The organism is Rhizobium sp. BK289 (genome assembly GCF_014193575.1).
In the GTDB taxonomy this organism is placed as follows: domain Bacteria; phylum Pseudomonadota; class Alphaproteobacteria; order Rhizobiales; family Rhizobiaceae; genus Rhizobium; species Rhizobium tropici_C.
Genome location: NZ_JACHZO010000002.1, coordinates 494,185 through 518,498, shown reverse-complemented (window position 1 = coordinate 518,498; position 24,314 = coordinate 494,185). Strand labels below are relative to the sequence as shown.

Annotated in this window: 21 protein-coding genes and 1 pseudogene; 14 read left to right on the top strand and 8 right to left on the bottom strand. The window is 57.0% G+C overall.

Features of this window, described 5'->3' with window-relative positions:
• Together FHT84_RS06210 and FHT84_RS06205 are read left to right on the top strand one after the other, a co-directional pair.
• A pseudogene (locus tag FHT84_RS06210) lies at positions 1-660 on the top strand (transposase); the annotation flags it as partial.
• 199 nt (positions 661-859) lie between these two features.
• A complete protein-coding gene (locus tag FHT84_RS06205) occupies positions 860-2,092 on the top strand; it encodes a phage portal protein (protein ID WP_246698465.1) in 1,233 nt (410 codons plus the stop codon).
• A gap of 187 nt (positions 2,093-2,279) precedes the next feature.
• Here FHT84_RS06205 and FHT84_RS06200 read toward each other — a convergent pair whose 3' ends face one another.
• The 3 genes from FHT84_RS06200 to FHT84_RS06190 all read right to left on the bottom strand — a co-directional run bounded on the left by FHT84_RS06200 (position 2,280) and on the right by FHT84_RS06190 (position 4,111).
• Complete coding sequence (locus FHT84_RS06200) at positions 2,280-2,486, bottom strand: hypothetical protein (protein ID WP_112342610.1); 207 nt, start codon at positions 2,484-2,486, stop codon at positions 2,280-2,282.
• Between the two features lie 306 nt (positions 2,487-2,792).
• Positions 2,793-3,089 (bottom strand): hypothetical protein, encoded by a 297-nt coding sequence (locus FHT84_RS06195; RefSeq protein ID WP_113249423.1) that lies wholly within the window; start codon positions 3,087-3,089, stop codon positions 2,793-2,795.
• Positions 3,090-3,223: 134 nt separating this feature from the next.
• Positions 3,224-4,111 (bottom strand): polysaccharide lyase, encoded by an 888-nt coding sequence (locus FHT84_RS06190; protein ID WP_246698473.1) that lies wholly within the window; start codon positions 4,109-4,111, stop codon positions 3,224-3,226.
• Between the two features lie 415 nt (positions 4,112-4,526).
• On the opposite strand from FHT84_RS06190, the gene FHT84_RS06185 reads away from it, so the two are divergent.
• On the top strand, positions 4,527-5,687 hold the full coding sequence (locus tag FHT84_RS06185; RefSeq protein WP_183761318.1) for a polysaccharide biosynthesis protein GumK: 1,161 nt from the start codon (positions 4,527-4,529) through the stop codon (positions 5,685-5,687).
• A gap of 4 nt (positions 5,688-5,691) precedes the next feature.
• On the opposite strand, the gene FHT84_RS06180 is transcribed toward FHT84_RS06185, so the two are convergent.
• The gene (locus tag FHT84_RS06180) at positions 5,692-7,206 is read right to left on the bottom strand and encodes a lipopolysaccharide biosynthesis protein (RefSeq protein ID WP_246698466.1); all 1,515 of its coding nucleotides are present in this window, start codon (positions 7,204-7,206) and stop codon (positions 5,692-5,694) included.
• Positions 7,207-7,284: 78 nt separating this feature from the next.
• Here FHT84_RS06180 and FHT84_RS06175 point away from each other — a divergent pair, with 78 nt between their 5' ends.
• A complete protein-coding gene (locus tag FHT84_RS06175) occupies positions 7,285-8,232 on the top strand; it encodes an ATP-grasp fold amidoligase family protein (RefSeq protein ID WP_246698467.1) in 948 nt (315 codons plus the stop codon).
• A gap of 58 nt (positions 8,233-8,290) precedes the next feature.
• Positions 8,291-8,779, top strand: coding sequence for a heme-degrading domain-containing protein (locus FHT84_RS06170; RefSeq protein ID WP_112342606.1), 489 nt, complete (start codon positions 8,291-8,293; stop codon positions 8,777-8,779).
• 45 nt (positions 8,780-8,824) lie between these two features.
• Here FHT84_RS06170 and FHT84_RS06165 read toward each other — a convergent pair whose 3' ends face one another.
• Positions 8,825-10,081, bottom strand: coding sequence for an AGE family epimerase/isomerase (locus FHT84_RS06165; protein ID WP_113249420.1), 1,257 nt, complete (start codon positions 10,079-10,081; stop codon positions 8,825-8,827).
• A 277-nt stretch (positions 10,082-10,358) separates the two neighbouring features.
• Between FHT84_RS06165 and metH the strand changes: the two genes are divergently transcribed.
• Positions 10,359-14,135: a methionine synthase gene (gene metH / locus FHT84_RS06160; protein WP_113249419.1), complete on the top strand. Its 3,777-nt coding sequence runs from the start codon at positions 10,359-10,361 to the stop codon at positions 14,133-14,135.
• Positions 14,136-14,264: 129 nt separating this feature from the next.
• On the opposite strand, the gene FHT84_RS06155 is transcribed toward metH, so the two are convergent.
• The gene (locus tag FHT84_RS06155) at positions 14,265-15,029 is read right to left on the bottom strand and encodes a GntR family transcriptional regulator (protein WP_112342603.1); all 765 of its coding nucleotides are present in this window, start codon (positions 15,027-15,029) and stop codon (positions 14,265-14,267) included.
• The gene (locus FHT84_RS06150) at positions 15,026-15,910 is read right to left on the bottom strand and encodes a BadF/BadG/BcrA/BcrD ATPase family protein (RefSeq protein WP_113249418.1); all 885 of its coding nucleotides are present in this window, start codon (positions 15,908-15,910) and stop codon (positions 15,026-15,028) included. The genes FHT84_RS06155 and FHT84_RS06150 overlap by 4 nt, the downstream gene beginning before the upstream one ends.
• 540 nt (positions 15,911-16,450) lie before the next feature.
• On the opposite strand from FHT84_RS06150, the gene FHT84_RS06145 reads away from it, so the two are divergent.
• The 5 genes from FHT84_RS06145 to FHT84_RS06125 all read left to right on the top strand — a co-directional run bounded on the left by FHT84_RS06145 (position 16,451) and on the right by FHT84_RS06125 (position 21,794).
• Positions 16,451-17,710, top strand: a complete 1,260-nt coding sequence (locus tag FHT84_RS06145) for an ABC transporter substrate-binding protein (protein ID WP_112342601.1) — start codon at positions 16,451-16,453, stop codon at positions 17,708-17,710.
• A 200-nt stretch (positions 17,711-17,910) separates the two neighbouring features.
• Positions 17,911-18,864 carry a sugar ABC transporter permease gene (locus FHT84_RS06140; protein ID WP_112342600.1) on the top strand — a complete coding sequence of 318 codons (954 nt, stop codon included), beginning with the start codon at positions 17,911-17,913 and terminating at the stop codon, positions 18,862-18,864.
• 12 nt (positions 18,865-18,876) lie between these two features.
• Positions 18,877-19,716, top strand: a complete 840-nt coding sequence (locus FHT84_RS06135; protein ID WP_112342599.1) for a carbohydrate ABC transporter permease — start codon at positions 18,877-18,879, stop codon at positions 19,714-19,716.
• A complete protein-coding gene (locus FHT84_RS06130; protein ID WP_113249417.1) occupies positions 19,713-20,777 on the top strand; it encodes a Gfo/Idh/MocA family oxidoreductase in 1,065 nt (354 codons plus the stop codon). Before FHT84_RS06135 ends, FHT84_RS06130 begins: the two co-directional genes overlap by 4 nt.
• A 12-nt stretch (positions 20,778-20,789) precedes the next feature.
• Complete coding sequence (locus FHT84_RS06125; RefSeq protein WP_113249416.1) at positions 20,790-21,794, top strand: ABC transporter ATP-binding protein; 1,005 nt, start codon at positions 20,790-20,792, stop codon at positions 21,792-21,794.
• Between the two features lie 69 nt (positions 21,795-21,863).
• Here the strand turns inward: FHT84_RS06125 and FHT84_RS06120 are convergent, their stop codons facing one another.
• Positions 21,864-22,469 carry a TetR/AcrR family transcriptional regulator gene (locus tag FHT84_RS06120; RefSeq protein ID WP_113249415.1) on the bottom strand — a complete coding sequence of 202 codons (606 nt, stop codon included), beginning with the start codon at positions 22,467-22,469 and terminating at the stop codon, positions 21,864-21,866.
• A 120-nt stretch (positions 22,470-22,589) separates the two neighbouring features.
• On the opposite strand from FHT84_RS06120, the gene FHT84_RS06115 reads away from it, so the two are divergent.
• From FHT84_RS06115 to FHT84_RS06105, 3 genes are all read left to right on the top strand, one after another.
• On the top strand, positions 22,590-23,015 hold the full coding sequence (locus FHT84_RS06115) for a tautomerase family protein (RefSeq protein WP_113249414.1): 426 nt from the start codon (positions 22,590-22,592) through the stop codon (positions 23,013-23,015).
• A 98-nt stretch (positions 23,016-23,113) separates the two neighbouring features.
• A complete protein-coding gene (locus FHT84_RS06110; RefSeq protein WP_113249413.1) occupies positions 23,114-23,509 on the top strand; it encodes a VOC family protein in 396 nt (131 codons plus the stop codon).
• Positions 23,510-23,627: 118 nt separating this feature from the next.
• Positions 23,628-24,314, top strand: a complete 687-nt coding sequence (locus FHT84_RS06105) for a methyltransferase domain-containing protein (RefSeq protein WP_113249412.1) — start codon at positions 23,628-23,630, stop codon at positions 24,312-24,314.

Below are 24,314 nucleotides of genomic sequence, written 5' to 3'. Positions count from 1 at the left end.
ATCGATCGGCTGATGGCCGCGGGCGTGCGGTTTGGCACCGTGCTTGCGGATGCCGGCTATGGTCTGTCGGCTGCGTTTCGCCAGGGGCTCAGTGCGCGCAATCTCACCTGGGCTGTCGGTATTCCCAAGCATCAGAAGGTTTATCCTCATGATGTCGCATTGATCTTTCCTGTCGCCGGTCATGGAAGGCCGCGCAAGCATTCGATCCCCGATACGCTGTCGACCGCAGCCGAAACGATCTTGGAAGGAAACACCTGGAAGAAGGTCAGTTGGCGTCACGGCACCAAAGCTCGACTGACCGCACGCTTCGCGGCTCTGCGCATTCGCATTGCTGATGGTTCCCCACAACGCATCCTCGACAAGGGACAGCAACACATGCCGGGTGAAGAGGCATGGCTCGTTGGTGAATGGCGTTCAAACGACGAGCGCAAATACTACCTCTCCAATCTGCCGGCCGAGGCGACCTTGAAAGCGCTCGCGGCGGCCATTAAGGCGCGATGGGTCTGCGAGCAGGCCCATCAGCAGATGAAGGAAGAGCTCGGCCTCGATCACTTTGAAGGTCGATCATGGCAGGGCCTCCACCGACACGCGTTGATGACGATGATTGCCTATGCCTTTCTTCAACATCAACGCCTCAACAAGGCAAAGCGGGAAAAAAAGGAAGAGGCACGGCCCGCCTAAGCCGACACTGCCGGCCATCCGACGCGCTGTCATAGCCGCGCTCTCAAACCACCATCCACCACAACGATGTCCTCACTGCCGTATCAGGTTCCTAATGACCCCAAATTCAATTCTGCCAAAGTAGTGCTAGGCTCGCCTCGTGTGAGCCTCTTCATCACCCGACATCAAAGGACAATCCATGGGGCAGGTATTCTCGATGGTTCGCGACGGATTGGTGAGCCTTGCATCCCGCATGGGCACCGAACGCGACAAGGCGGCATCTGTTTTCTACACGCAGCCGATCCTGACGGACGAGCAGATCATTTCCGCCTATCGCGGTTCCTGGCTGCCGCGCAAGATCGTCGACATTCCGGCGCTGGATAGCTGCCGGAAATGGCGAAACTGGCAGGCGGCGAACGATCAGATCGAATTGATCGATGCCGAGGAACGCCGTCTCAATCTTCGCGGCAGGCTGCTGGAGGCGTCGACGAAGGCGCGGCTTTTCGGTGGCGCTGCCTTGTTCATCGGGTCGGAGGACGCCGATCCGGCCTTGCCATTGGAGATGGAGCGTATCGGAAAGGGCGGCCTCAAACACTTGACGGTGCTGACGCGTCGACAGCTGGCTGCCGGGGACATTGAGAGCGATCCGACCTCGGAATGGTATGGCACGCCAAAATTCTACACGCTGACCGGCGCCAACGGCATCCAGGTGACCATCCATCCGTCCCGGCTCGTCATCTTCAAGGGGGCGATGGCGCCCAATGAAGAGTTTGGCGGCATGGGCAATCAAGCCTGGGGCGAAAGCGTGCTGGCCGCGACCTTCGACGCGATCAAGAACGCAGACAGTACGGCGGCCAATATCGCCAGCCTCGTCTTCGAGGCGAAGATCGACATCATCAAGGTTCCGCAGTTCTCGGCGAATATCGGCAATCAGGCCTATGAAGATGCCGTGCTGCGCCGTTACTCGCTTGCCAACACCATCAAGGGGGTCAACGGCACCCTGATCCTCGATGCCGAAGAGGACTATGACAGCAAGAGCGCATCGCTCTCCGGTCTTACGGATATTCTGATGGCCTTCCTGCAGATCGTCGCCGGCGCGGCCGACATTCCGGTCACCCGATTGCTCGGCCAATCGCCCGCCGGCATGAACGCGACGGGCACGGCCGATATGAAGAAAACTGGTTTGATCTTTTACCAAGCCCTGCAGAGGTCAATCGACTTCTTGACGCATTGGGCGGCAAGGTCGGTCTCAACGGGGACTTCGGCAACTGGGAGCGCGCCGGAAAATACGATGATCTTGCGAGGATCATGGGCCGCGCCGAGCTTTGCCACGCAAAGGGGCATTATTCCCCAACTGGCCTTGGTACCGAGGATTATATTCGTTGTGTCGAGGTTTCCGCCGCCGCCGGCTATCAAGGGCCTTTCACGCTAATCTATGATTCGACATACCATTGGGACGAATGGTCCGGCATCCTTGAGGAGCGGGACTGCATCGCCAATGCTCTGAAAGATCAGGCGGTAGATCAGAGCTTGCTGTAACTGAAGCGATACCACAGCACATATTCAGGAGATTGCTCTACATCGCAACTTTGAGGATGGGCGGGCTCTGGACCTAATCGTCAATGAAACTCGTAGTCGTACAGAGCGCCCAGAAGCTGGTCCTGGGTTTGATAACCGGCATCGTAGAGATCGATAGCCACGTTGGCCGCGGACAGACCCTCCTGGCTTTGCAGTCTTATACTACGCTCCGCGCACCAGGCGAAGAGTGCGCCGGCGAGGACATCAATGTCATCAGGGTAAAGCGGCGCGTTGATCGTCATAAACATTCGCTACACCATTCATTGTTGGAGCTGGTACCAGACGGGCTGAAGCGAACACTGCTTTGGTTTTGGAAATTTGCAACCGCCTTCATTGCTCGACGTTAACGTCAGCCTGATATGGAACAGGTACCGTGTCTCTTAATGCGACAAGGTTCTTTGCGGCACATCATTGAGGAATTTGGTGCTCGCCAGGCCGGGCTGTTGGATGTGCAGGCCCGTCCTTTATGTCGTGTGGCGCAACAAACAAAAGGACGCCGAGCGTAATTGCCAGCGCCACCAAAAGGGATAATGCGAGCTTCGGTCCGGAAGGCATCACTGGTGAATTGGATGGGACGCCCTTACTGCAGCCTCGATCAACTCCTCGGCATATGAAAGTGCCGATGCCGTGTCTTCTCCGTCGAGTTTCAGTTCCTTGCACTTATGATGCATTGCCCTGCGAATTTGTGCGAGCAACGCAGCGTCAATATCGACTTCTCCGTCGTCAAAGACGTGCGCCAACGCAGATTGAGCAACAATTTCCAGAACTGCGACCCTACCTTCGATTTCGCCGAGAGATGGTATTGCATTCCTCTTCACGTGCTGTTTGCAGTCGCGATGGGTAGTAAGCATTTAGGTCACCTCCTTCACGAAAGAAGATAACTAACGAAAAGAGAAAAAGTTCGGCGGAATTGCAAAAAAAAGCGGTTTTCGCAGCATCTCTCAGCGATGTTTATTCAACGATGGAAGTGCCTTCGTCTACCATCTCACTTCATCGGGCACAGACTGGGGTCCGACAATACATCGGCGCAATGCGGTGAACGGCGAAAATCATCGTAATAAAGAGTCCAAACCGTAGTATCGGCAGCGCGATATGGGCCGAATTTAAAGTATTGATTCTTTCCAAGTCCGTGGTCTGCATGTCCTATGTGGCCGGTAACTGATACAATCCATTTATTGTTAGCGAATATTTCGATATGACCCGAGCCATCCGGGCCCGGTTTGCTGTAGATGGCGAAGTCGATCCAGCCAGAAGAAGGCGTTGGTAGCTTGTTGCCACGATTTATTACCTTGATTGCGTTGGTGCAACTGGTGAACTCTCCACCATCGCCGTCATTCCAATTATCGTCCGTCGCCACCAAGGCCCGCATCTGATTGCTATCCGGCCGGAACCAAACAGGCGTTTCGCCGTCGCCGCAAATTTCACCATCGCCCCTGGATTTGCCCTTCTTGGCCGGTGCGACGTAGTTGGTCTCTACGGTAGCGAAAAGCTTGCCGTTATTGAGCCGCAAAGCCAGGAATGGGCTGAAGTCTCCCTCTGCCTTCGGCCCGATTTCCCGTTTCCATTGCGCAATGAGATAACGATGATCGCCAGACGGGATGGGATCGGCGAACTTAACGGCAAAGCCGTACCAAACTCCCTGATCGTAGGGTACGCGATATTTGGTACGCTCCCAGATCTCCGCTCTTTCGCTGCAATTCGCTTTACCGGGCGGGCAGAATGGCTTGACACTTAACTTCAATGCACCGGCGCCGGTCCGCTTGACCTCCGATTGAAATTCAATCGTGCCCGCTTTTTGTTCGAAGTTATCGCGATAATAAAGATGGCCGGACGGCGCGAAATCCGTGCCGTCGAAGCCGTCGTGCAGAACCATCTGCGCTGGATTGTCAGCCAGAGTTGGCGTCGCGGCACAGGTGCAGGCCAGGATGGCGGGCAATGCGTATTTTGCATTCATGCAGGAGTATTCCTCTGGCGGGACATTCATACAGCGTTATCAATGACCTGTTCGCTTCTTGCAGGCAAGCGAGAGCTGTGCGGCTTGAGGGCCAGAGTGATGGTTCGCCAAGTCACTTCCAATCAAATCCACGAGAACTACAACCTATTAATGTGATGATTGACGGCGCTACTTTAACCACCTGTTAGACGCTTTGCGGTTCATATCCCTCCAGACTGGGCTTGGTTGCGGTTATCAGCGCCCCGGACATGATCGTTCGCCGCCGCAACTTCAACGACGTTTTGATGCCGGTTATGAGACAGGCCGGCGAAAGGTCGCGGTTAGGGACCTGCCTTTGGCACACGAGGATGCAAAGCTGGCCATAAGCGAGGCCAAGCAGCGACGGAAGATAGTGATTCTAACATCGCATGCGTTTCTGCGCGGCTACAGGAAGGCGTCGATCCACTTTATCGCGTCCTGCTGGGCCGCGCAGGGAAATAAGGTCGATTTTGTTACCATAGGACACAGCTGGCTGACGCTGTTGAAGGACCGTCCACGCTTTCGCGCACTGTCTCAAGACCAGGCGAACCGATTTCAGGTTATCGCCGCTAACCTGAGAGCAGGCGCTTATCTTCCTCCATTCCATGCCTTCAGCTCCAGCAATCGCTTTCTGAATGTAACAAGTGCGGCATTGTTTCGGTTTTATGGCAGCTATCTCCCTGCTTTTGCGCGCGGCGTAATAGCCGATGCCGATTTGGTGGTGATCGAAAGCGGTTCGGCACTCGCATTCTTCAATAAGGTCAAAAGGCTGAATTCGAGGGCACGCACCTTGTATTTTTGCCGCGACCTGCTGCGCAGCATAGGCGCAGCACCAGTGCTGCAAGAGTTTCAAGCCGCTCAGATTGGACGCTTCGATACGGTTTGTGTTCCTTCAGAAAGGCTGGGGGCGATGCTTCCATCGGGGGGGCGTGTACGTGTCGTTCCTCAGGGTGTCGACACCGCACTCTTTGATCGGGAGCAGCCGTCGCCATATCAACCCGGCAGCTACAACGCAATTTCCATCGGCAATATGCTCTTTGACCAGGCTTCCGTCGCTGCCATGGCAGCGGCTGCTCCCGATGTAAATTTTCACGTCTTTGGCGCAGCTTGGAGCGGCTGGGCTCAACCAAATATCACGATCTACGGTGAGCGGGACTTCGAAGGCATCGTTCCTTATCTGCAGCATGCGGATTTCGGAATTGCGCCTTATCGGCTCACAGCCGATGAAGTTTATCTCGCTGAATCAAGCCTGAAGCTCGCGCAGTACAGCTATTGCGGTTTGCCGATCCTGTTGCCTGATCTTGTTCCCTTTAAACGTGCCAACGGAATTCCATATCGTCTTGAAGGCGAGGTTGCCTGGCGAGAGAAGATCGACGCTGCACTGGCGATGCGACGTTCGACGGCTTTCCGCGATGGAATAATGACCTGGGACGAGGTTGCACGGCAGACTTTGGCCGCCGCCTTTGAAGCCCAGTGATCTATTAGCTCGGTGCGAGAAAATTGAACAGCTTGTCGGCGAATGGACGTGATACTTTTGGTAGCTTCGCTGCCGCCGTATCCATCAAAATCTGCACATCTTCGGGTGTAACCAGGCGCAAAAAACGGATTGCCAGCATGTAGGCAATTATTCCAGCGGGAATGGCGGCTATAAGCGCCGCAAGCCCATCGAGGCTGTAAACGCCGAGACCTGCGGCGCTCGCGCAAAGAAGAGCTGCGAGCATCGTTTTTGCCAAGGCCGCGACCGGTACAGCAACGCGGACATATTTCCAAGCCATCCAGCCGAGCAGCGTAAACGTAAATATCACGATCATGACCCGAGCAAGAGCGGCACCCTCGAGCCCAAGCAGAGGCACAAGAACGGTCAGCAATACTATCGTCGATATACCGCTTGCAATCTGTATGCGCAGCAAAACAGCGCTGCGACCGGAAGCGCCGATTATGCCCCACGGAATTACGGACATGCCGGCAAGCCAGACAAAGGCCAGCAGGGTGGCCGCTGCGGGAGTGGCAGGCTCAAAGGCATCGCCGAAGATCAGCGGCAAAAGTTCGGGCATGATGGTTGCTCCGCCAAGACTGATCGGCAGCATGACCAGGGCGACGATACGGATAACACGTTGATATGCCGCATCAAGCGCCTGCTGGTCATTTCGCGCATGTGCCTCGGTGAAATTGACAATCAACGCCGGCGATATCTGGAGCATGATCTGTTCAATGAGCCCGGCCAGGCCGAGGCCCGCAGCGAAATAGCCGATGCTTGTCGGAGAGAGAAAGATACCCAGAAAGAGGAACTCTATGCGCGAGAGGACGAGGATCTCGATGAGATCGCTGAGCCATATATACCGGCCGTAGCGCAACATTTCCGGTGTCATCGCGTTCCGCGAATATTTTGAAGCGGGATCGATATAGCTTCGCAATTTCAACGCCTGTGGCAGATAGCGGGCGACATAGCCGATCAAGGCTCCAGCCGGGCCCAGCAGCCAGGCTCCGGCAAAGACGAGCGGAACTTGCATCGTTCCGCCCAGTAAAGTCGTGCGAGCCGTCTGACCGAAGCGGTTTCTTCCACGTGCCACGGCGGTCGAGAATACATGGAACGCATAGCTCAGGAACAAGGCACCGGTAATCAGCCAAAACCAGGCATGCCGTACATCGCGGTGGACGTAAGTAATTGCGGCAAAGAGAAGAATAGCTGCGGTAATCATGCCGACGGATATGAGAAAGCTGCGCAGCGCCGTGCGGACCAATGTTTTCCATGCGTCGCCATCGCCCGAAAGGCTCCCTGCATTGCGCAGCAAGGTTTGAGGCAGGCCCATGTCTGCCAGCGCTGCGGCCGCCGTCGCAACCCATAATGCGTAGGCGACCTTGCCCGATCCGGCGGGACCGAGCATGCGGGCGGCGATGATGCTGCTCGCGAAGCCAGCTGCCAACGAAATGAATGTTGCTGCCAGGCTGATCAGTGAGCTTCTAAGAAGATTGGATGCAGATTTACTCATGGTCATCTATCTTGAAGACCGACGCATAACCTTGTGTTAAAGGCGCGCTGATAGTTTTCACTTGCGTTCTAGTTGAAATTCAAGATGGCTGCTATGACAGATCGAGCCGCAGGGCGAGATGGATTTCTCATTCCGGGATATCTGCAGAAGGGATTGCGCGAGCGGATGCACAATCTCCTCTGGCGGCTTATGTCGCCTTTGCCGGACAGGGCTTATTGCGCTCTGAAATATCGTGCCATCCGCGGCAAATTTCCCAATTTGACATCACCTCAAACCTTTACCGATAAGGTGCAGGCGCGCAAACTTTATGATCGAAATCCCGTCTTTCCACGTTTCGTTGACAAGGCCGACGCCAAGCTGCTGATCACGGAACGGGTTGGCAGCCAATATATTATTCCCACACTTTGGGTCGGAACCGACCTGGCCTCCGTGGATTGGTCGGAAATCTCCTTACCTGCCGTTGTCAAGCCGACCCATGCGAGCGGTGTGGGACGATTTCTTTATGGAGAGGCGGACGTGGACCGGCTTCTCAAGAATGATCCCTCAGCTGAGTGGCTATCGATCGATCATGCTTCCTACAATAGGGAGTGGGCTTACAGCCAATTGGAGCGCCGCATTCTTATAGAAAGCATGCTGCTCGTCGACGGTAGAGTTCCTTGGGATTATCGGCTCTTTACGTTCAACGGCAAAGTTTCTCATATCGAGATCGACATACGTGAGAATGGCCGAGGCTATTCCTGCAATTATACGCCCGACTGGCAGAAACTACCGTTTTACGATCGGGATTATCTCGGTCTTTATCCAGGCGAAGTTGCGCGTCCGCCGCGGCTGGATGAAATGATCCATGTCGCTGAAACCGTGGCGCGTGATATCGATTTCGTTCGTGTCGATCTCTATGCGTCGGCGGAGTGGGTCCGCGTCGGCGAATTGACCTTCTATCCAGGCGGAGGCTTTGAGGCGTTCGAGCCGGAAGAGTATGACCTTATCATCGGTCAAAAATGGCGACTTGGTTTTGAAGTCCCAAAGAGATAGTGGACAAATCACTCTCTCCGCGTTTGATAGGCCGATCCATTTTTAGGAAGGGCTTTCCATGACGATCGACCAGGACCTTGCTCGTATCGAACTGCAAGAGGAAACGCTGCGCTTCGACGCTTTCGATCTTTCGACGGCCTGGGTACTGGGGAAGCTATTGCGCGACCTGGCCAGCGAGCGCAATCTGGGCGTCGCCATCGATATTACGCTGCATTCGATGCCGGTTTTCTACGTCGCGTTACCCGGCTCCACCCCCGACAATTCCAACTGGATTCGCCGGAAGCGCAACATGGTCTTGCGGTATTTTCGCAGCAGCTACGCCAGCACCTTGCGACTGCAGCGGCAGGGGAAAACGATCGAGGACAATGGCCTTTCGAGCGCTGAATATGCCGCATCCGGCGGCAGCTTCCCCATTTTCGTCAATGGCACCGGCTGTATCGGCGCAGTTACCGTTTCTGGCCTGCCGCAGCGTGAAGATCATAATCTCGTCGTCGAGGCGTTGGCTCTGACGCTTGGTCACGAGCTTCACAATCTCAATCTCGCATAGAAGGCGAAGGCGGCACCGGACCTGGACCATGCGCCGCCGCCAACCTTAGATTTTGCCGCCAGCCTCGGCGATGACCTTGGTGAGGCTACCTGTTGCCGGGAAGAGAGGGATCAAGCAGGCCTGCAAGGCATGGTAGATATCACCCTTGCCTGGAAACAGCGTATGGGCCGGAACCAGACTGTCTGTCAGCTCTTCATGCCAGCCGCCATTGGCGTGATCTATGAATGCCCGGCCGATCACGCTCCAAATCTTGCGATAGCTTTCTTCATGGAAATCGCTCGGAGCGTGTTCATTCAGGTAGTGTGCAGCGCCTGCGCCCTCGCAGGCAGGCCACCAGAGCTTGTTGCGTTTGGCCGGTATATCTTCCCAATCAAGCGTATAGAAAAAGCCGCCTTTATCATTGTCCCAACCCAGAGACATGGATTGCGAGAAGAGGCCTTTGGCCGCGTCCGGCATCCAGTCGTGACGCCTTTTTCCCAGTGACCAAAGCTGCAGGAGGAGGCGCGCCCATTCCAGCCAATGCCCCGGCGTCGTACCCGACGGACGAAACATCTCATTGCCGCGATAATTCTTGTCGAGCACCCAATCCGCGTTGAAGTGCTCGGCAACTCGCCAACCAACAGATCCGGCCGAACGCCGGATAACGAGATCCGCGATACTTTCGGCCTTGTCCAGATATGCTCTTTCGCCTGTAACCTCGAAGGCGGCCATCAGCGCTTCCGTCAAATGCATGTTGGAATTCTGGCCACGATAGCTGCCGCCGTCGATCAGCGACCAATCCTGGGCGAATTCCTCGGCAATCGCGCCGTGCTTTGCTTCCCAGAACTTCGTATCCAGAATTTCCGTGACATCCGCGAGCATGCCGTCGGCCAGCGGGTGTCCGATCGTCTTGGCGGAGGAAGCCGCAAGCAGTACGAAAGCGTGACCATATCCCTGCTTGCTGGAATCGACCGGGCCATCATTGTTTAGCGACCAGACATAGCCGCCATGCTTCGTGTCACGATGATGGTTCCATAGATAATTCATTCCATGGTCGACAATCTCGTTCGCGCCGGGACGACCCAGCAGCGATCCGATCGAGAAGCAATGCACCATGCGCGCCGTCAAGTGGATGCCCCGCACGGGATTGGTCTTATCCAGCGGTTTGCCGTAATCGTCCATGTCATAGAAACCGCCCTTGGGATTGACGGCGCGATACTGGAAGAAATTGAAAAGCGCATCGGCCTGATCGAGCAACCAGCGCCTGTGGTAGGTGCGGGTGCTCCAGTTTCCGAGCGCTGCGGGTTCAACCTGTATGTTCATGCCGTCCTCCTTGGATTCTCTTCCAGAAGCCGTATAGCGCCGCTCGAAAGCGCTGTCATGGCGTTATGGGATGAAACTGTGTCGCTACATCCGCGTTGTCCATGGTCGGGTAGCAATGGTCGGGCAGCAATTCGCCTAGTCTGTCTTTTCTTGAAAGAACACAACTATAGAAGAGGCGTGCTTGCGCTCCACCGAACATGAGCGTAGATATGTTGACATAAAGATATCTTTATGTGATCTGGTTGCGAAGTCGCAATTAGGCCAGAGGAATTCGCTTATGTTTGACACTCTTTTTGGTTCGGAAACGGCGAAGCGCGACGGCAGCGAAGTGTTCGAGGCCTTGAGAAAGGCTACAAGCGAGCGAATCCTTGTGCTTGACGGCGCCATGGGCACGCAGATCCAGGGGCTCGGGTTCGACGAGGATCAGTTTCGCGGCCATCGATTCATCGGCTGCGCGTGCCACCAGAAGGGCAATAATGACCTCCTCATTCTGACTCAGCCCGATGCGATTGAAGAGATTCATTATCGCTATGCCAAGGCGGGTGCGGATATCCTCGAGACCAACACCTTCTCTTCCACCCGCATTGCGCAGGCGGACTACCAGATGGAAGGTGCGGTCTACGATCTCAACAAGGAGGGCGCCGAGATCGTCCGCCGCGCGGCGATCCGCGCCGAGCGCGAGGATGGCAAGCGCCGTTTCGTTGCCGGTGCCATCGGTCCGACGAATCGTACGGCTTCGATCTCGCCCGACGTCAACAATCCCGGCTATCGTGCCGTCAGCTTCGATGATCTGCGCCTAGCCTACGGCGAGCAGATCGACGGTTTGATCGACGGCGGCGCCGATATCATTCTGATCGAGACGATTTTCGATACGCTGAACGCCAAGGCCGCGATCTTTGCTTGCGAGGAGCGCTTCGAAGCCAAGGGCGTTCGTCTGCCCATCATGATATCGGGCACGATTACCGATCTTTCCGGCCGCACGCTGTCAGGTCAGACGCCTTCGGCGTTCTGGAATTCCGTGCGCCACGCCAGTCCCTTTACTATCGGCCTCAATTGTGCGCTCGGCGCCAATGCCATGCGGCCGCATCTGCAGGAGCTTTCGGCCGCTGCGGATACCTTCATCTGCGCCTATCCGAATGCCGGTTTGCCGAATGAATTCGGTCAGTATGATGAAACGCCCGAGATGATGGCGGCTCAGGTCGAGGAGTTTGCGCGCGAAGGACTCGTCAATATCGTTGGCGGCTGCTGCGGATCGACCCCGGAGCATATTGCTGCGATCGCTCAGGCGGTTTCGAAATATCCGCCAAGGCAGCCTGCCGAGCATCGTCCCTTCATGTCGCTCTCAGGATTGGAACCGTTCGAGCTCACCAAAGACATCCCGTTCGTCAATGTCGGCGAGCGCACGAACGTCACCGGCTCGGCGAAATTCCGCAAGCTCATCACCAATGCCGATTACACGGCTGCGCTTGCCGTCGCGCGCGATCAAGTCGAGAACGGTGCGCAGGTGATCGACATCAATATGGATGAGGGCCTGATCGATTCCGAAAAGGCGATGGTAGAGTTTCTCAACCTCATCGCCGCTGAACCGGATATTGCTCGTGTTCCTGTTATGATCGACAGTTCGAAGTTCTCGATCATCGAGGCCGGCCTGAAATGCGTTCAAGGCAAACCGATCGTCAATTCCATCTCCCTGAAGGAAGGCGAGGAGAACTTCCTCAAGCAGGCTCGTTTGATGCGGATGTACGGTGCGGCCGTCGTCGTCATGGCGTTTGACGAACAGGGGCAGGCAGACAGCTATGAGCGCAAGGTCGAGATCTGCTCGCGTGCCTACAAACTGCTGACGGAAGTGGCGGGCCTGCCGCCAGAAGATATCATCTTCGATCCGAACATCTTCGCCGTGGCGACCGGTATCGAAGAACACAATAATTACGGCGTCGACTTCATCGAAGCGACGAGGACGATCCGGAAGACCATGCCGCTGGTTCATATTTCCGGCGGCGTGTCGAACCTGTCGTTCTCGTTTCGCGGCAATGAACCTGTCCGCGAGGCCATGCATGCCGTGTTCCTCTACCACGCCATTCAGGCGGGTATGGACATGGGCATCGTCAATGCCGGTCAGCTTGCGGTTTACGATAATATCGACCCTGAACTGCGGGAAGCCTGCGAAGACGTCGTGCTCAACCGCCGGCCTGACAGCACTGAGCGCCTGCTTGAAATTGCCGAGCGTTTCCGCGGAGCTGGCGGCAAGGAGGCCAAGGCGCAGGATCTTTCCTGGCGAGAATGGCCGGTCGAGAAGCGGCTCGAGCATGCGCTGGTCAATGGCATTACCGACTATATCGAGGCCGATACCGAGGAAGCGCGTCAGGCCGCAGAGCGGCCGCTGCATGTCATCGAAGGTCCCTTGATGGCGGGCATGAATGTCGTTGGCGACCTTTTCGGTTCGGGCAAGATGTTCCTGCCGCAGGTGGTGAAATCCGCCCGCGTCATGAAGCAGGCCGTTGCCGTGCTGCTGCCTTATATGGAGGCCGAAAAGCTCGCCAATGGCGGCGGCGGTGAACGGCAGTCGGCCGGCAAGGTGCTGATGGCGACCGTCAAGGGCGATGTGCACGACATCGGCAAGAATATCGTTGGCGTCGTTCTTGCTTGCAACAATTACGAAATCATCGATCTCGGCGTCATGGTGCCGGCGACGAGGATCCTTGAGACGGCGATCGCCGAGAAGGTCGATATTGTCGGTCTGTCGGGGCTGATCACGCCGTCTCTGGACGAAATGGTGCATGTCGCTTCCGAGATGGAGCGGCAGGGCTTCGATATACCATTGCTGATCGGTGGCGCCACTACGAGCCGCGTCCATACCGCGGTGAAGATCCATCCCGGCTATCACCGGGGGCAAACTGTCTACGTTACGGATGCGAGCCGCGCCGTTGGCGTCGTATCCGCGCTGCTATCGCCGGATGCGCGGCAGGGCTATATCGATACCGTTCGGGCTGAATATTCCAAGGTCGCGGCTGCCCATGCGCGCAGCGAGGCGGAGAAGGTGCGCCTGCCGATCGCAAGGGCGCGCGAGAATGCCGAGAAAGTGGATTGGTCGAGCTACAAGCCGGTCAAGCCGCAGTTCTTCGGAACCAAAGTATTCGACAGCTACGATCTTGCCGAGCTGGCGAAATATATCGACTGGACGCCGTTTTTCCAGACCTGGGAACTCAAGGGGCGTTTCCCAGCCATTCTCGAGGATGAGAAGCAGGGAGAGGCGGCACGGCAGCTCTATGGCGACGCACAGGCGATGCTGGAGAAGATCATCGCGGAGAACTGGTTCCGTCCGCGCGCGGTCATCGGCTTCTGGCCGGCGGGTGCGGTCGGTGACGATATCAGGCTGTTTACGGATGAAAGCCGCAGCGAGGAACTTGCGACTTTCTACACGCTGCGTCAGCAACTGTCGAAGCGGGACGGTCGGCCGAATGTGGCTCTATCGGATTTCGTGGCACCGGTTTCAACCGGTGTGAGCGATTATGTCGGCGGCTTCGTCGTCACTGCCGGCATCGAGGAAGTGGCCATCGCCGAGCGTTTCGAACGGGCGAATGACGATTATTCGTCGATCCTCGTCAAGGCACTAGCCGACCGCTTTGCCGAGGCCTTCGCTGAGCGGATGCACGAGCGCGTGCGGCGGGAGTTCTGGGGTTATGCTGCTGACGAAAACTTATCGAGCGAGGAACTCATTCTTGAAGCCTATGCCGGCATTCGCCCGGCGCCTGGCTATCCGGCGCAGCCTGATCATACCGAGAAGGATACGCTTTTCCGCTTGCTCGATGCCGAAGCGGCAACGGGCGTGACCCTTACGGAAAGCTATGCAATGTGGCCGGGCTCATCCGTCTCTGGTATCTACATTGGTCATCCGTCATCCTATTATTTCGGTGTGGCCAAGGTCGAACGCGATCAGGTGGAAGATTATGCCGCCCGCAAGGGCATGCCTGTCGCCGAGGTTGAACGCTGGCTAGGCCCGGTTCTCAACTATGTGCCTGAAAAGCGTGACGCGGCCGTGGACGACGCAGCCTGAATTTTGGTCATTTCAATAGCTTGAACTGTTTTGCTTGGAATTTGATTCTGCATGAAAACGCCGCCCCGGCTACTCAAGCCGGGGCGGCGTTTTTTTGATTCCAAACGTTTTTCTGCTCGCAGTTTTTCGCTAGCTCGCGCCTATCGTCAACTCAGCAACGAAATCATAGGCATCACCGCGATAGAGTGATCGCGTGAACTCCACAGCTCGGCCGGAACCCAGATAGGAGATACGCTCGATCGAGAGGCCTGCGGCTCCCACGGGGACGCCGAGCAGCCCGGCATCGGCCTCTTTCATGTTGGTTGCGGATATGCGCTGAACGGCGCGAACCGGGCGCACCTGCCGCTTTTCCAGTTCTGCATAGAGCGATGTCGTCACGACAGACGGATCCGGCAGGAACTCACCGGAGACGCTGGCGTGCTCGATCGCGAGCGGCTGATCGTCGGCAATGCGCAGGCGGCTCAACCGCGATACCTTGGTGTCGGCCGCAAGGCCGAGGATCATCATTTCGTCCGGGGAGGGCGTATGCACGCCCTTGTGCAGCCATTCGGAACGAGCGGTCATCCCCCGTCGGGCCATGTCCTCCGTGAAAGACGTCAACTGGGATAGCCGTTGCTCCACCTTGGAAACGGGTTTAGCGACGAAGGTGCCGGAACCATGGCGGCGAACAAGGATGCCTTCGGCGACGAGATCGTCGATTGCCTTGCGTACGGTGACGCGGCTGACCGCGGCGAATTCGGCGATATCACGTTCCGGTGGAAGCGCGTCGCCATGTTTCAGTCTTCCGATCTTCACGGCTTCTTCAAGCGTGCGCCGCAGCTTGACATACAGCGGACCCGTGCCGCCTCCCGAAAGGCGCTCCGGCGAGAAGATCGCGCTCAAATCCTCGGTCATGCCCTGGTTCCCTCTCCACCCTGCAGCAATTTTGCTGCCAGTTCCACGGCGCCGCGCAAGACATCTCCCTTGGGTTCGGCGAGAATCGCCTTGTGCCGTTCATCAAGCCAGGGACGATAGGCTTGGGCAAGGCCGCCGAGAAGGCAGATCGAAGGGCATCCCGGCCAAAGCAATGCATCAAGGCTCTCGGTTATGGATCTCGCCGCCGTTCTAACGATGTCGACGGCAACGACATCCTCCAGGCCGACATATTCGAACACGATCGGAGCGTAGCGGGCGAAATCCTTGGGCTTCGATACGTGGGCAAATTCGACGACCCGTTCCGGGTCGTTGCCATATTCGGCCATGATCGAAGCCGTCAGCGCCGAGCCCTTCAATACTCCATCATGCGCGAGAAGAACTCGTTCGAGCAGGTCGCGGCCAAGGCGCGCGCCGCTGGCCTGATCGCCGACGACAAAGCCCCAGCCGCCGATGCCCCAACTCTTGCCATCACGGCGGGCATTGTAGACGGAGCCGGTGCCGAAGGCGCCGATAATCCCGTCGGCGTCGCCGAGCGCACCTTGGAGCGCAATTGTCGCATCGGTGACCACGCGTGTGCTTGCAAAGGGCAGGGCACCTTCGACCCGTTTGCCATAATTTCCGACATTGGCTCCGGCGGTTCCGATGACCGCAGGTAGTTTCCGTAGCAGTTCCGGGTCCAGCTTTGCATCGATCAGCGCCTGTTTTGCCGAGGCGACGATATGGATCAACGAGTTTTCCAGGTCGGAGAGGATATTGGCGGCACCGGCCTTACCGGTGCCGAGCACTTGCCCGGTGCCGTTTATGACCGCCGCCCGGCAACTTGTTCCGCCACCGTCAATACCAATTGCAAACTGCCCCATCATGCCTCCGGATGCCGCATGTTCCCCGCTTTTCAATACAATACCAAAAAAATACCATTTACCAATAGGCGGCGCGCTCATTTTTGTTTGCTGACATCCATTTGAAATACATATGGAAATTTATTTTCTCCGATATTTTTATATCTGAAAGTTAAAATCGGCTGGACAATTGGTATTTTTTTGGCCTTAATTCGCCACAAGGGAACAATACGAATGGACATCGATACAGCCGGCAAAAAACAACAGCCGGTAGGTGAGTGTCAAAGACGCGCATCTCGTCGTTGTCCCACCGTTCGGATCAGGAGGATCTCGCTTCGGCATTGGTCGTGAATTCCCGCATGGTTCTTGCAGCGCCTCCATCCAGGTTGCGGCAGGCGGCAATTGATCCGGCTGATCGGGCAGAGTGCCTCTGAAGCCTTTTGCATGGGGGGTCGGCAATATTGGCGGTCCCTGCGGAGCGCTGACCGTTTCCTCGGACAGGCCAGCGGATTTCAGATCGAAAACAGCGCCTTGCCATGGCGCGGAAAACAGGAGAGGGAAATGAAAACCAATGTTCTGAAAGGCTTGCTTCTTGCATCCAGTCTGCTGACCTCGGTCAGTCTGGCGCATGCGGCCGATGTAACGCTGACGGTTGAAAGCTGGCGTAACGACGACCTGCAGATCTGGCAGGAAAAGATCATCCCGGCTTTCGAAGCGAAGAATCCGGGTATCAAGATCGTCTTCTCGCCGACGGCTCCGACCGAATACAATGCATCGCTGAACGCCAAGCTCGACGCCGGCTCCGCAGGCGACATCATCACCTGCCGTCCGTTCGATGCCTCGCTCGACCTTTTCAACAAGAAGCACCTTGTTGATCTGACCAAGCTGAAGGGCTTGGAAAACTTCTCGGCTGTCGCCAAGGCCGCATGGTCGACCGATGATGGCAAGTCGACCTTCTGCGTGCCGATGGCGTCCGTTATTCACGGCTTCATCTACAACAAGGATGCGTTCGACAAGCTCGGCCTGAAGGTCCCGGCGACACGCGATGAGTTTTTTGCTGCTCTCGATAAGATCAAGGCCGATGGCACCTACATTCCGATGGCCATGGGCACGAAGGATCTCTGGGAAGCCGCAACCATGGGCTACCAGAATATCGGCCCGAACTACTGGAAGGGTGAGGAAGGCCGCAAGGCTCTCATCGCTGGCAAGGAAAAGCTGACGGACGCTCCGTGGGTCGACCCTTACAAGGAGCTGGCCAAGTGGAAGCCCTATCTCGGCGACGGCTTCGAAGCACAAAGCTATTCCGATAGCCAGAACCTCTTCACACTTGGCAAGGCCGCGATCTATCCGGCTGGTTCCTGGGAAATTGCTCTCTTCAACACCCAGGCTCAGTTCAAGATGGGTGCATTCCCGCCGCCGGTCGCCAAGGCCGGTGACACTGCCTACATCTCCGATCATCCGGATATCGGCGTCGGCCTGAACGCTAAGAGCAAGCATCAGGAAGAAGCCAAGAAGTTCCTGAGCTGGGTCGCTTCCGACGAGTTCGCCAACATCTATGCCAACTCGCTGCCGGGCTTCTTCAGCCTGAACTCGCACCCGGTAAAGATGAGCGATGCGCTTGCGCAGGAATTCGTCTCCTGGCGTGATAATCACAAGTCGACCGTTCGCTCGACCTATCAGATCCTGTCGCGCGGTACGCCGAATCTGGAAAATGAAACCTGGACTGAATCCGCAAACGTGATCAACGGCACGGATACGCCGGACGATGCTGCCAAGAAGCTCCAGAAGGGCCTCGACAGCTGGTACAAGCCCGGTAAGTAACGGCCGAGTTCTACGGGCGAGGGGTCTTTCAGGCTCCTCGCCCTTTTCATTATTTACATAAATTGGATTGGCGATCGTTCGCCCTTGCATTCGACACGCCTGATGTTGTTTCCATTCGGTTGCAGGGCCGGGGCAGCGGGCGGATTTGAACCATTGAGCTGCCGCCTCACCAAGCAGCCAAGAAAAACAGGCAGAAAGCCATGAGCGACGCTGCGACATCAGATGCCCTTGAGGTCACGCCGATCAGGCGCTCCAAGCGCTGGCACATCCTCGTTTTCCTTTTCCCGGCCTTTGTCGTCTATACGGCGGTCATGATCCTGCCGCTGATCGAGACCTTGCGGCTGTCGCTTTACAATGTCGTCGACAATCAGTCCGTCTTCGTCGGTTTGAACAATTTCAAGGTCCTGTTTGGCGACGAACGCTGGGCGCATGACTTCTGGAACGCGTTGCGCAACAACCTGATCTTCTTCGCCATCCATATGTGCGTGCAGAATCCGATCGGTGTCGCGCTGGCTGCACTCCTGTCCCTGCCGAAGCTGCGCTTCGTCGCCTTCTACCGCACGGCCATCTTCCTGCCGACCCTGCTCTCCTTCGTTGTTGTCGGCTTCATCTGGAAGCTGATCCTCTCGCCGCTTTGGGGTGTCGCGCCCGAACTGCTGAGCGTGATCGGGCTCAAATCATTCTTTGCTCCATGGCTCGGTAAGCCAAGTACGGCACTGATCGCTGTCGCGCTGATCTCGGTCTGGCAGTATGTCGGCATCCCGATGATGCTGATCTATGCTGCCCTGCTCAACATTCCGGAAGAGGTGATCGAAGCTGCGGAATGCGACGGCATTACCGGCTGGAGCCAGTTCTGGAAGATCAAGCTGCCGCTGGTTCTGCCGGCAATCGGCATCATCTCGATCCTGACCTTCGTCGGCAATTTCAATGCGTTCGACCTTGTTTATACCGTGCAGGGCGCTTTGGCGGGGCCGGATGGCTCGACGGATATTCTTGGCACGCTGCTTTACCGCGTCTTCTTCGGCTTTCAGCTGCAGCTGGGTGACCGCTCGATGGGGGCGACAATTGCGACGGTGATGTTCCTCATCATCCTGGCGGGTGTGTCCTTCTATCTTTTCATCGTCCAGCGGCGCATCCGCCGCTACCAGTTCTGAGGAGCGCGCTCCATGTCCAAGGCACGCACTTCGCTTGTCCGCGCCGGCTTCGTCCATCTGGCGCTTATCGCCTATACGCTGGTCGCCATCTTTCCGGTGTTCCTGACCGTCATCAACTCCTTCAAGGATCGCGCGTCGATCTTCCGTGCCCCCTTGAGCATCCCGACGCCGTCCTCCTTCAGCATGATCGGGTATGACACCGTCCTGAAGCAGGGGGACTTTTTCACCTACTTCCAGAACAGTTTCATCGTGACGATCGTCTCGATCATCCTGACATTGCTCTTTGGGGCAATGGCCGCCTTTGCGCTGTCGGAATATCGTTTCCGCGGCAATACGGTCATGGGTCTTTATATGGCGATCGGCATCATGATCCCGATCCGGCTGGGAACAGTCGCAATCCTGCAGGGCATGGTCGCCGCCGGTCTCGTCAACACGCTGACGGCACTCATCCTCGTCTATACGGCGCAGGGTCTGCCGCTCGCGATCTTCATTTTGTCCGAGTTCATGCGGACGGTTTCCGACGACCTGAAGAATGCCGGCCGTATCGATGGCCTTAGCGAATATGCGATCTTCTTCCGTCTCGTTCTGCCGTTGGTGCGTCCGGCCATGGCGACAGTTGCCGTCTTCACCATGATCCCGATCTGGAACGATCTGTGGTTCCCGCTGATCTTGGCGCCGAGCGAAGCGACCAAGACGGTGACGCTCGGATCGCAGATATTCATCGGCCAGTTCGTGACCAACTGGAATGCGGTGCTGGCAGCGCTGACGCTCGCCATCCTGCCAATCCTCATCCTCTACGTCATCTTTTCGCGTCAACTCATTCGCGGCATTACCTCCGGAGCAGTCAAGTGAGCCTATCCGAAAAGCCGATCCGCGTTCTCGTTGCCGGCCTTGGCAATATGGGTCGCAGCCATGCGCTGGCCTATCATAATAATCCCGGCTTCGAGATTGTCGGTCTCGTCAACCGCTCAAAGCCGGAACTGCCCGAGGCGTTGCGGGGATATACGATCCATCCGGATTTCGAGGCGGCATTGAAGGAGTTGAAGCCGGATCTTTGCTCCATCAATACCTATTCCGACAGTCACGCCCATTTTGCCGTCATGGCCTTCGAAGCGGGCTGCCATGTCTTCGTCGAGAAACCGTTGGCAACGACAGTCGAAGATGCCGAGCGCGTCGTTGCGGCTGCGAAGAAGGCCGGGAAGAAGCTGGCGATCGGCTATATCCTGCGTCACCATCCCTCGTGGATGCGGCTGATCGCCGAAGCGCGCAAGCTCGGCGGTCCCTATGTCTTCCGCATGAACCTTAATCAGCAATCGAGCGGCCCGACCTGGGAGACGCATAAGGCGCTGATGCGCACGACCTCACCGATCGTTGATTGCGGCGTGCATTATGTTGACGTCATGTGCCAGATCACCGATGCCAAGCCCGTCGAGGTAAGAGGCATGGGCCTGCGGCTGACGCAGGAGATCAAGCCGGACATGTATAATTACGGCCATCTGCAGGTGATCTTCGAAGACGGTTCCGTCGGCTGGTACGAGGCTGCCTGGGGGCCGATGATTTCGGAGACGGCTTTCTTCGTAAAGGACGTGATGTCGCCGAACGGCTCGGTCTCGATCGTCATGGATCAGAATGCCAAGTCCGATGATATCGACATGCATACGAAGACATCCGTCATCCGGCTGCATAGCGCCGACACAGGCCCGAACGGCCAGTTCATCCGGCCGGATCAGGATCTGCACATGGATGGCGAGCCGGGCCATCAGGAGCTTTGCGACTTCGAGCAGGCCTTCATGCTGAAGGCCATCCGCGAGGATCTCGACCTCAATCGCCATATGGCCGATGCCGTTCAATCGCTGCGCATATGCCTCGCCGCCGATGAGAGCGTACGCACCGGCAAGCCCGTTTATCTATAAGGACAAAAGACTGTGGGATCGCTTCAACTGAAATCCATCCGCAAGGCCTATGGTACGCATGACGTGCTGAAGGGCATCGACCTCGAGGTAAAGGACGGTGAGTTCGTCATCTTCGTCGGTCCCTCCGGCTGCGGCAAGTCGACCCTGCTGCGCAGCATCGCAGGTCTCGAAGACGTGACCTCCGGTGCCGTGCTGATCAACGGCCAGGATGTGACCGTAACGCCGCCTGCCAAGCGTGGCATCTCGATGGTCTTCCAGTCCTATGCGCTCTATCCGCATCTGACCGTCAAGGACAATATGGGCTTGGGTCTCAAGCAGGCCGGCACTGCGAAGGCGGAAATCGACAGCCGTGTCGAGAAGGCGTCCAGCATGCTGTCGCTCGCGCCTTATCTCGCCCGCCGGCCGGCCGAGCTTTCCGGTGGCCAGCGCCAGCGCGTGGCCATCGGCCGCGCGATCGTGCGCGAGCCGGAACTCTTCCTGTTTGACGAGCCGCTGTCGAACCTCGATGCGGCGCTGCGCGTCCAGACGCGTCTGGAAATTGCCCGGCTGCATCGCAGCCTGAAGGCAACCATGATCTACGTTACCCACGATCAGGTCGAGGCAATGACACTTGCCGACAAGATCGTCGTGCTCAATGCCGGTGCTATCGAGCAGATCGGCTCGCCGATGGAGCTCTATAACCGCCCGGCCAATACCTTTGTGGCCGGCTTCATCGGCTCGCCGCAGATGAATTTCATCGCAGCTGAGCGTCTCGGCGAAAGCGGCGCCAAGACCGTCGGCATCCGCCCGGAGCATATCACGCTATCACGCGATCAAGGTACATGGGCCGCCAAAGTGATCCACGTCGAGCATCTCGGTGCCGACACGATCATCTATCTCGAATCGGAGACCACCGGTCTTCTGACCGCGCGTCTCTTCGGTGAACACAAATACGAGCCGGACGAGATGGTTTATGCCACCCCGGATGCGAACCAGATGCATCGCTTCGATGCGAATGACAAGGCGATCCGGGCGTAAACGGTCCCGCCGAGGCGAGGCGGCAAGCTTTGTCTCAGTTGCCTCCTGCCGCATGCATGTTGCGATCGGTTATCCGTCGTGCGGCTTTGAGGGATTGCCTATTACCAATGCAGCCCGTTCTATGACTTGGCCAATATGGCTGGAAAGGGCGGGATCGGAGACTGCGCGGGCAATGGTGACGCCGCCGCTGAGCGTTGCGAGGAGAAGGATCGCACGATCCTCCGTCGTTAATTCGGCAGAGCTCGTGCTTTCCGGCAAACCGGCGGCGACATCCGCGATCAGTTTTCTCAATTCCGCCGTATAGGCGTCGCGCGTTTCCTCGTCGGCGCGCATGACGTCGGGCGAAAGGCTTGGCAACGTGCAACTGTCACCGAGATCGCAGGTCCGCTTGTAGCCGAGGTAGAAGCTGGCAAGCGCCTTGAGCCAGTCTTTCGGCTGGCTTTCCCTGAGCGTCAGGATTCCCTGGCGCAATTCTTCCAAGCCCTCGACGACGGCTGTGCGAAACGCTTCGGTCTTGGACTTGAAGTGTCCGTAGAAGGCGCCGTTGGTAACGCCGGCCGCCTTGGTCAGAGCATCGATGCCCGCGCCGCCGTAACCTTCCCTTCGAAACACCTGTCCCGCAGCAGTGACGACTCGTGTCCGGGTTTCCTGTTTATGTTCGGCGCTATAGCGCATTGCGGCCTCCATTAAGAGAGATCTCTCTTTATTGCTCGCATAGAGAGTGATCGATATGTATCATTAAAGAGTGATCGGTATATATCAATTGCCGCCACAGGTCCAACAAGGAGATGTTTCATGCCCATTACGCTCACCGTCCCCGAAGGGCTGCTTTCGTCTGAGGCGCAGGCGCAAGCTTTTGCCGGATTGACGGATGCAGTCCTCGATGTTGCCGGCTTGACCGGGAATGCGTTCATGACGGCAAATGTCATCGGCACGATCAATGTGCTTCCCGTCGAACGCGTACTGGCAGCAGGAAGGCCGGTTCCTGCTGCCTTCATTGAGCTCAAACTACCCGAGATCGCTCTCGCGACGGCTGAAGCCAAGCGCGCTTTCATCGAAAAGGCTACCGATGTCGTCGAACAAGCAGCCGAAGGGCGGATCAAGCGTGAACACATCTGGTCGAATATAGTTTATGCGCCGGAGGGAGGCTGGGGCATTGCCGGGCAGAGCTATAGCAATGCGGAACTGGTCGGCGCTATTCAAGGTGCTGCAGTCGCCTAAGCGATCCGGATGTTTACCGCCGTCTTCTACGGCAGCTTTACATCGATGATGGACCGACACGCGAACCGTCTTTGATCTGAACCAAAGGAAGGCAAGACATGCAACTCGCCAATTATCTGTTTTTCACGACGCATTGCGAGGAAGCGCTTGCCTTCTACTCTGCCTGCGGACTTGGCCAAGTCACGCTGCTGGTGCGGCACGGTGCGAATGGAGTTCCGCTTGCTGATGATGCAATGCGGGGCAGGGTGATGCATGCGAGGTTCGAGGGACTGGGCCTGCTGTTCTTCGCCTCCGACAATCACGACGCCGAGCCGATGCGCGGGTCTGCCCATATCCTCCTCATGGATGATCGCGGCAGCACCGACAGGATTTTTGCCCGATTGGCTGAAGGCGGCAACGTGACGACACCGCTCGCTGTTCAGCCATGGGGCAGCTATTACGGCAAGCTGACGGATCGGTTCGGCGTGCAATGGATGGTGGATTGCTCGCATTAGGAGGATATCGATTGGCATGAAGCGCTGAATAAATACTTCCAGTCGTCCGGACGAATTCATGTGGCTGTCATGAAGCTGCGCTATCTCAAGCTCAGTCCACTCCAACAGCGAGCACATCATGGCAAACGCAGCAACGACTTACGCCACCTGGCACAAGGATCCGCAGGGCGATATGAAAATGGCGGAATCCCATAGTCCCTATTGGCGGCATTTCATCGAGACCGTGCCGGAGCGGGATTTCTCCTCGAAGACCGTCCTGGATTTTGGCTGCAACCGCGGCGGCTTCCTGCGTTTGCTCTATGGCTTGCGGCCGTTCCGGCGCGGTGTCGGCATCGATATCGCTTCGGAGTCGGTGGCTGCGGCCGTTGCCGCTGTCGGCAATATGCCGCTGCAGTTTCATGTGACGACCGACCTGTCGCCCTTTGTCGATAGCTTCGATATCGCTTTCAGCTATGAGGTGATCTATCTGCTGCCGGAGCTGAGACAGCATGCCGAACAGATGTTCCAGGTCATGCGGAATGGCGGCATCTACTACGCTGTGACCGGCTGCCACAATGAAATGCCGCTCTGGCCGAAATGGCTCGAACTGATCGGCAACAACAGCAATGCGCCGATGCAGGATCGGTCCCCGCAGGACTATATCGATACCTTCGTTGCAGCTGGCTTCGACGTATCCGTCAAGCGTTTCGGTTATGACGGCTTCGTGCATGCATCGAAAGACCGGAAATATTATCCGAGCATTCTCGACGCGTTGAGCTATCCGGCCGAATACAAGCTTTTATTCCGGCTCGAGAAGCGCGTCTGA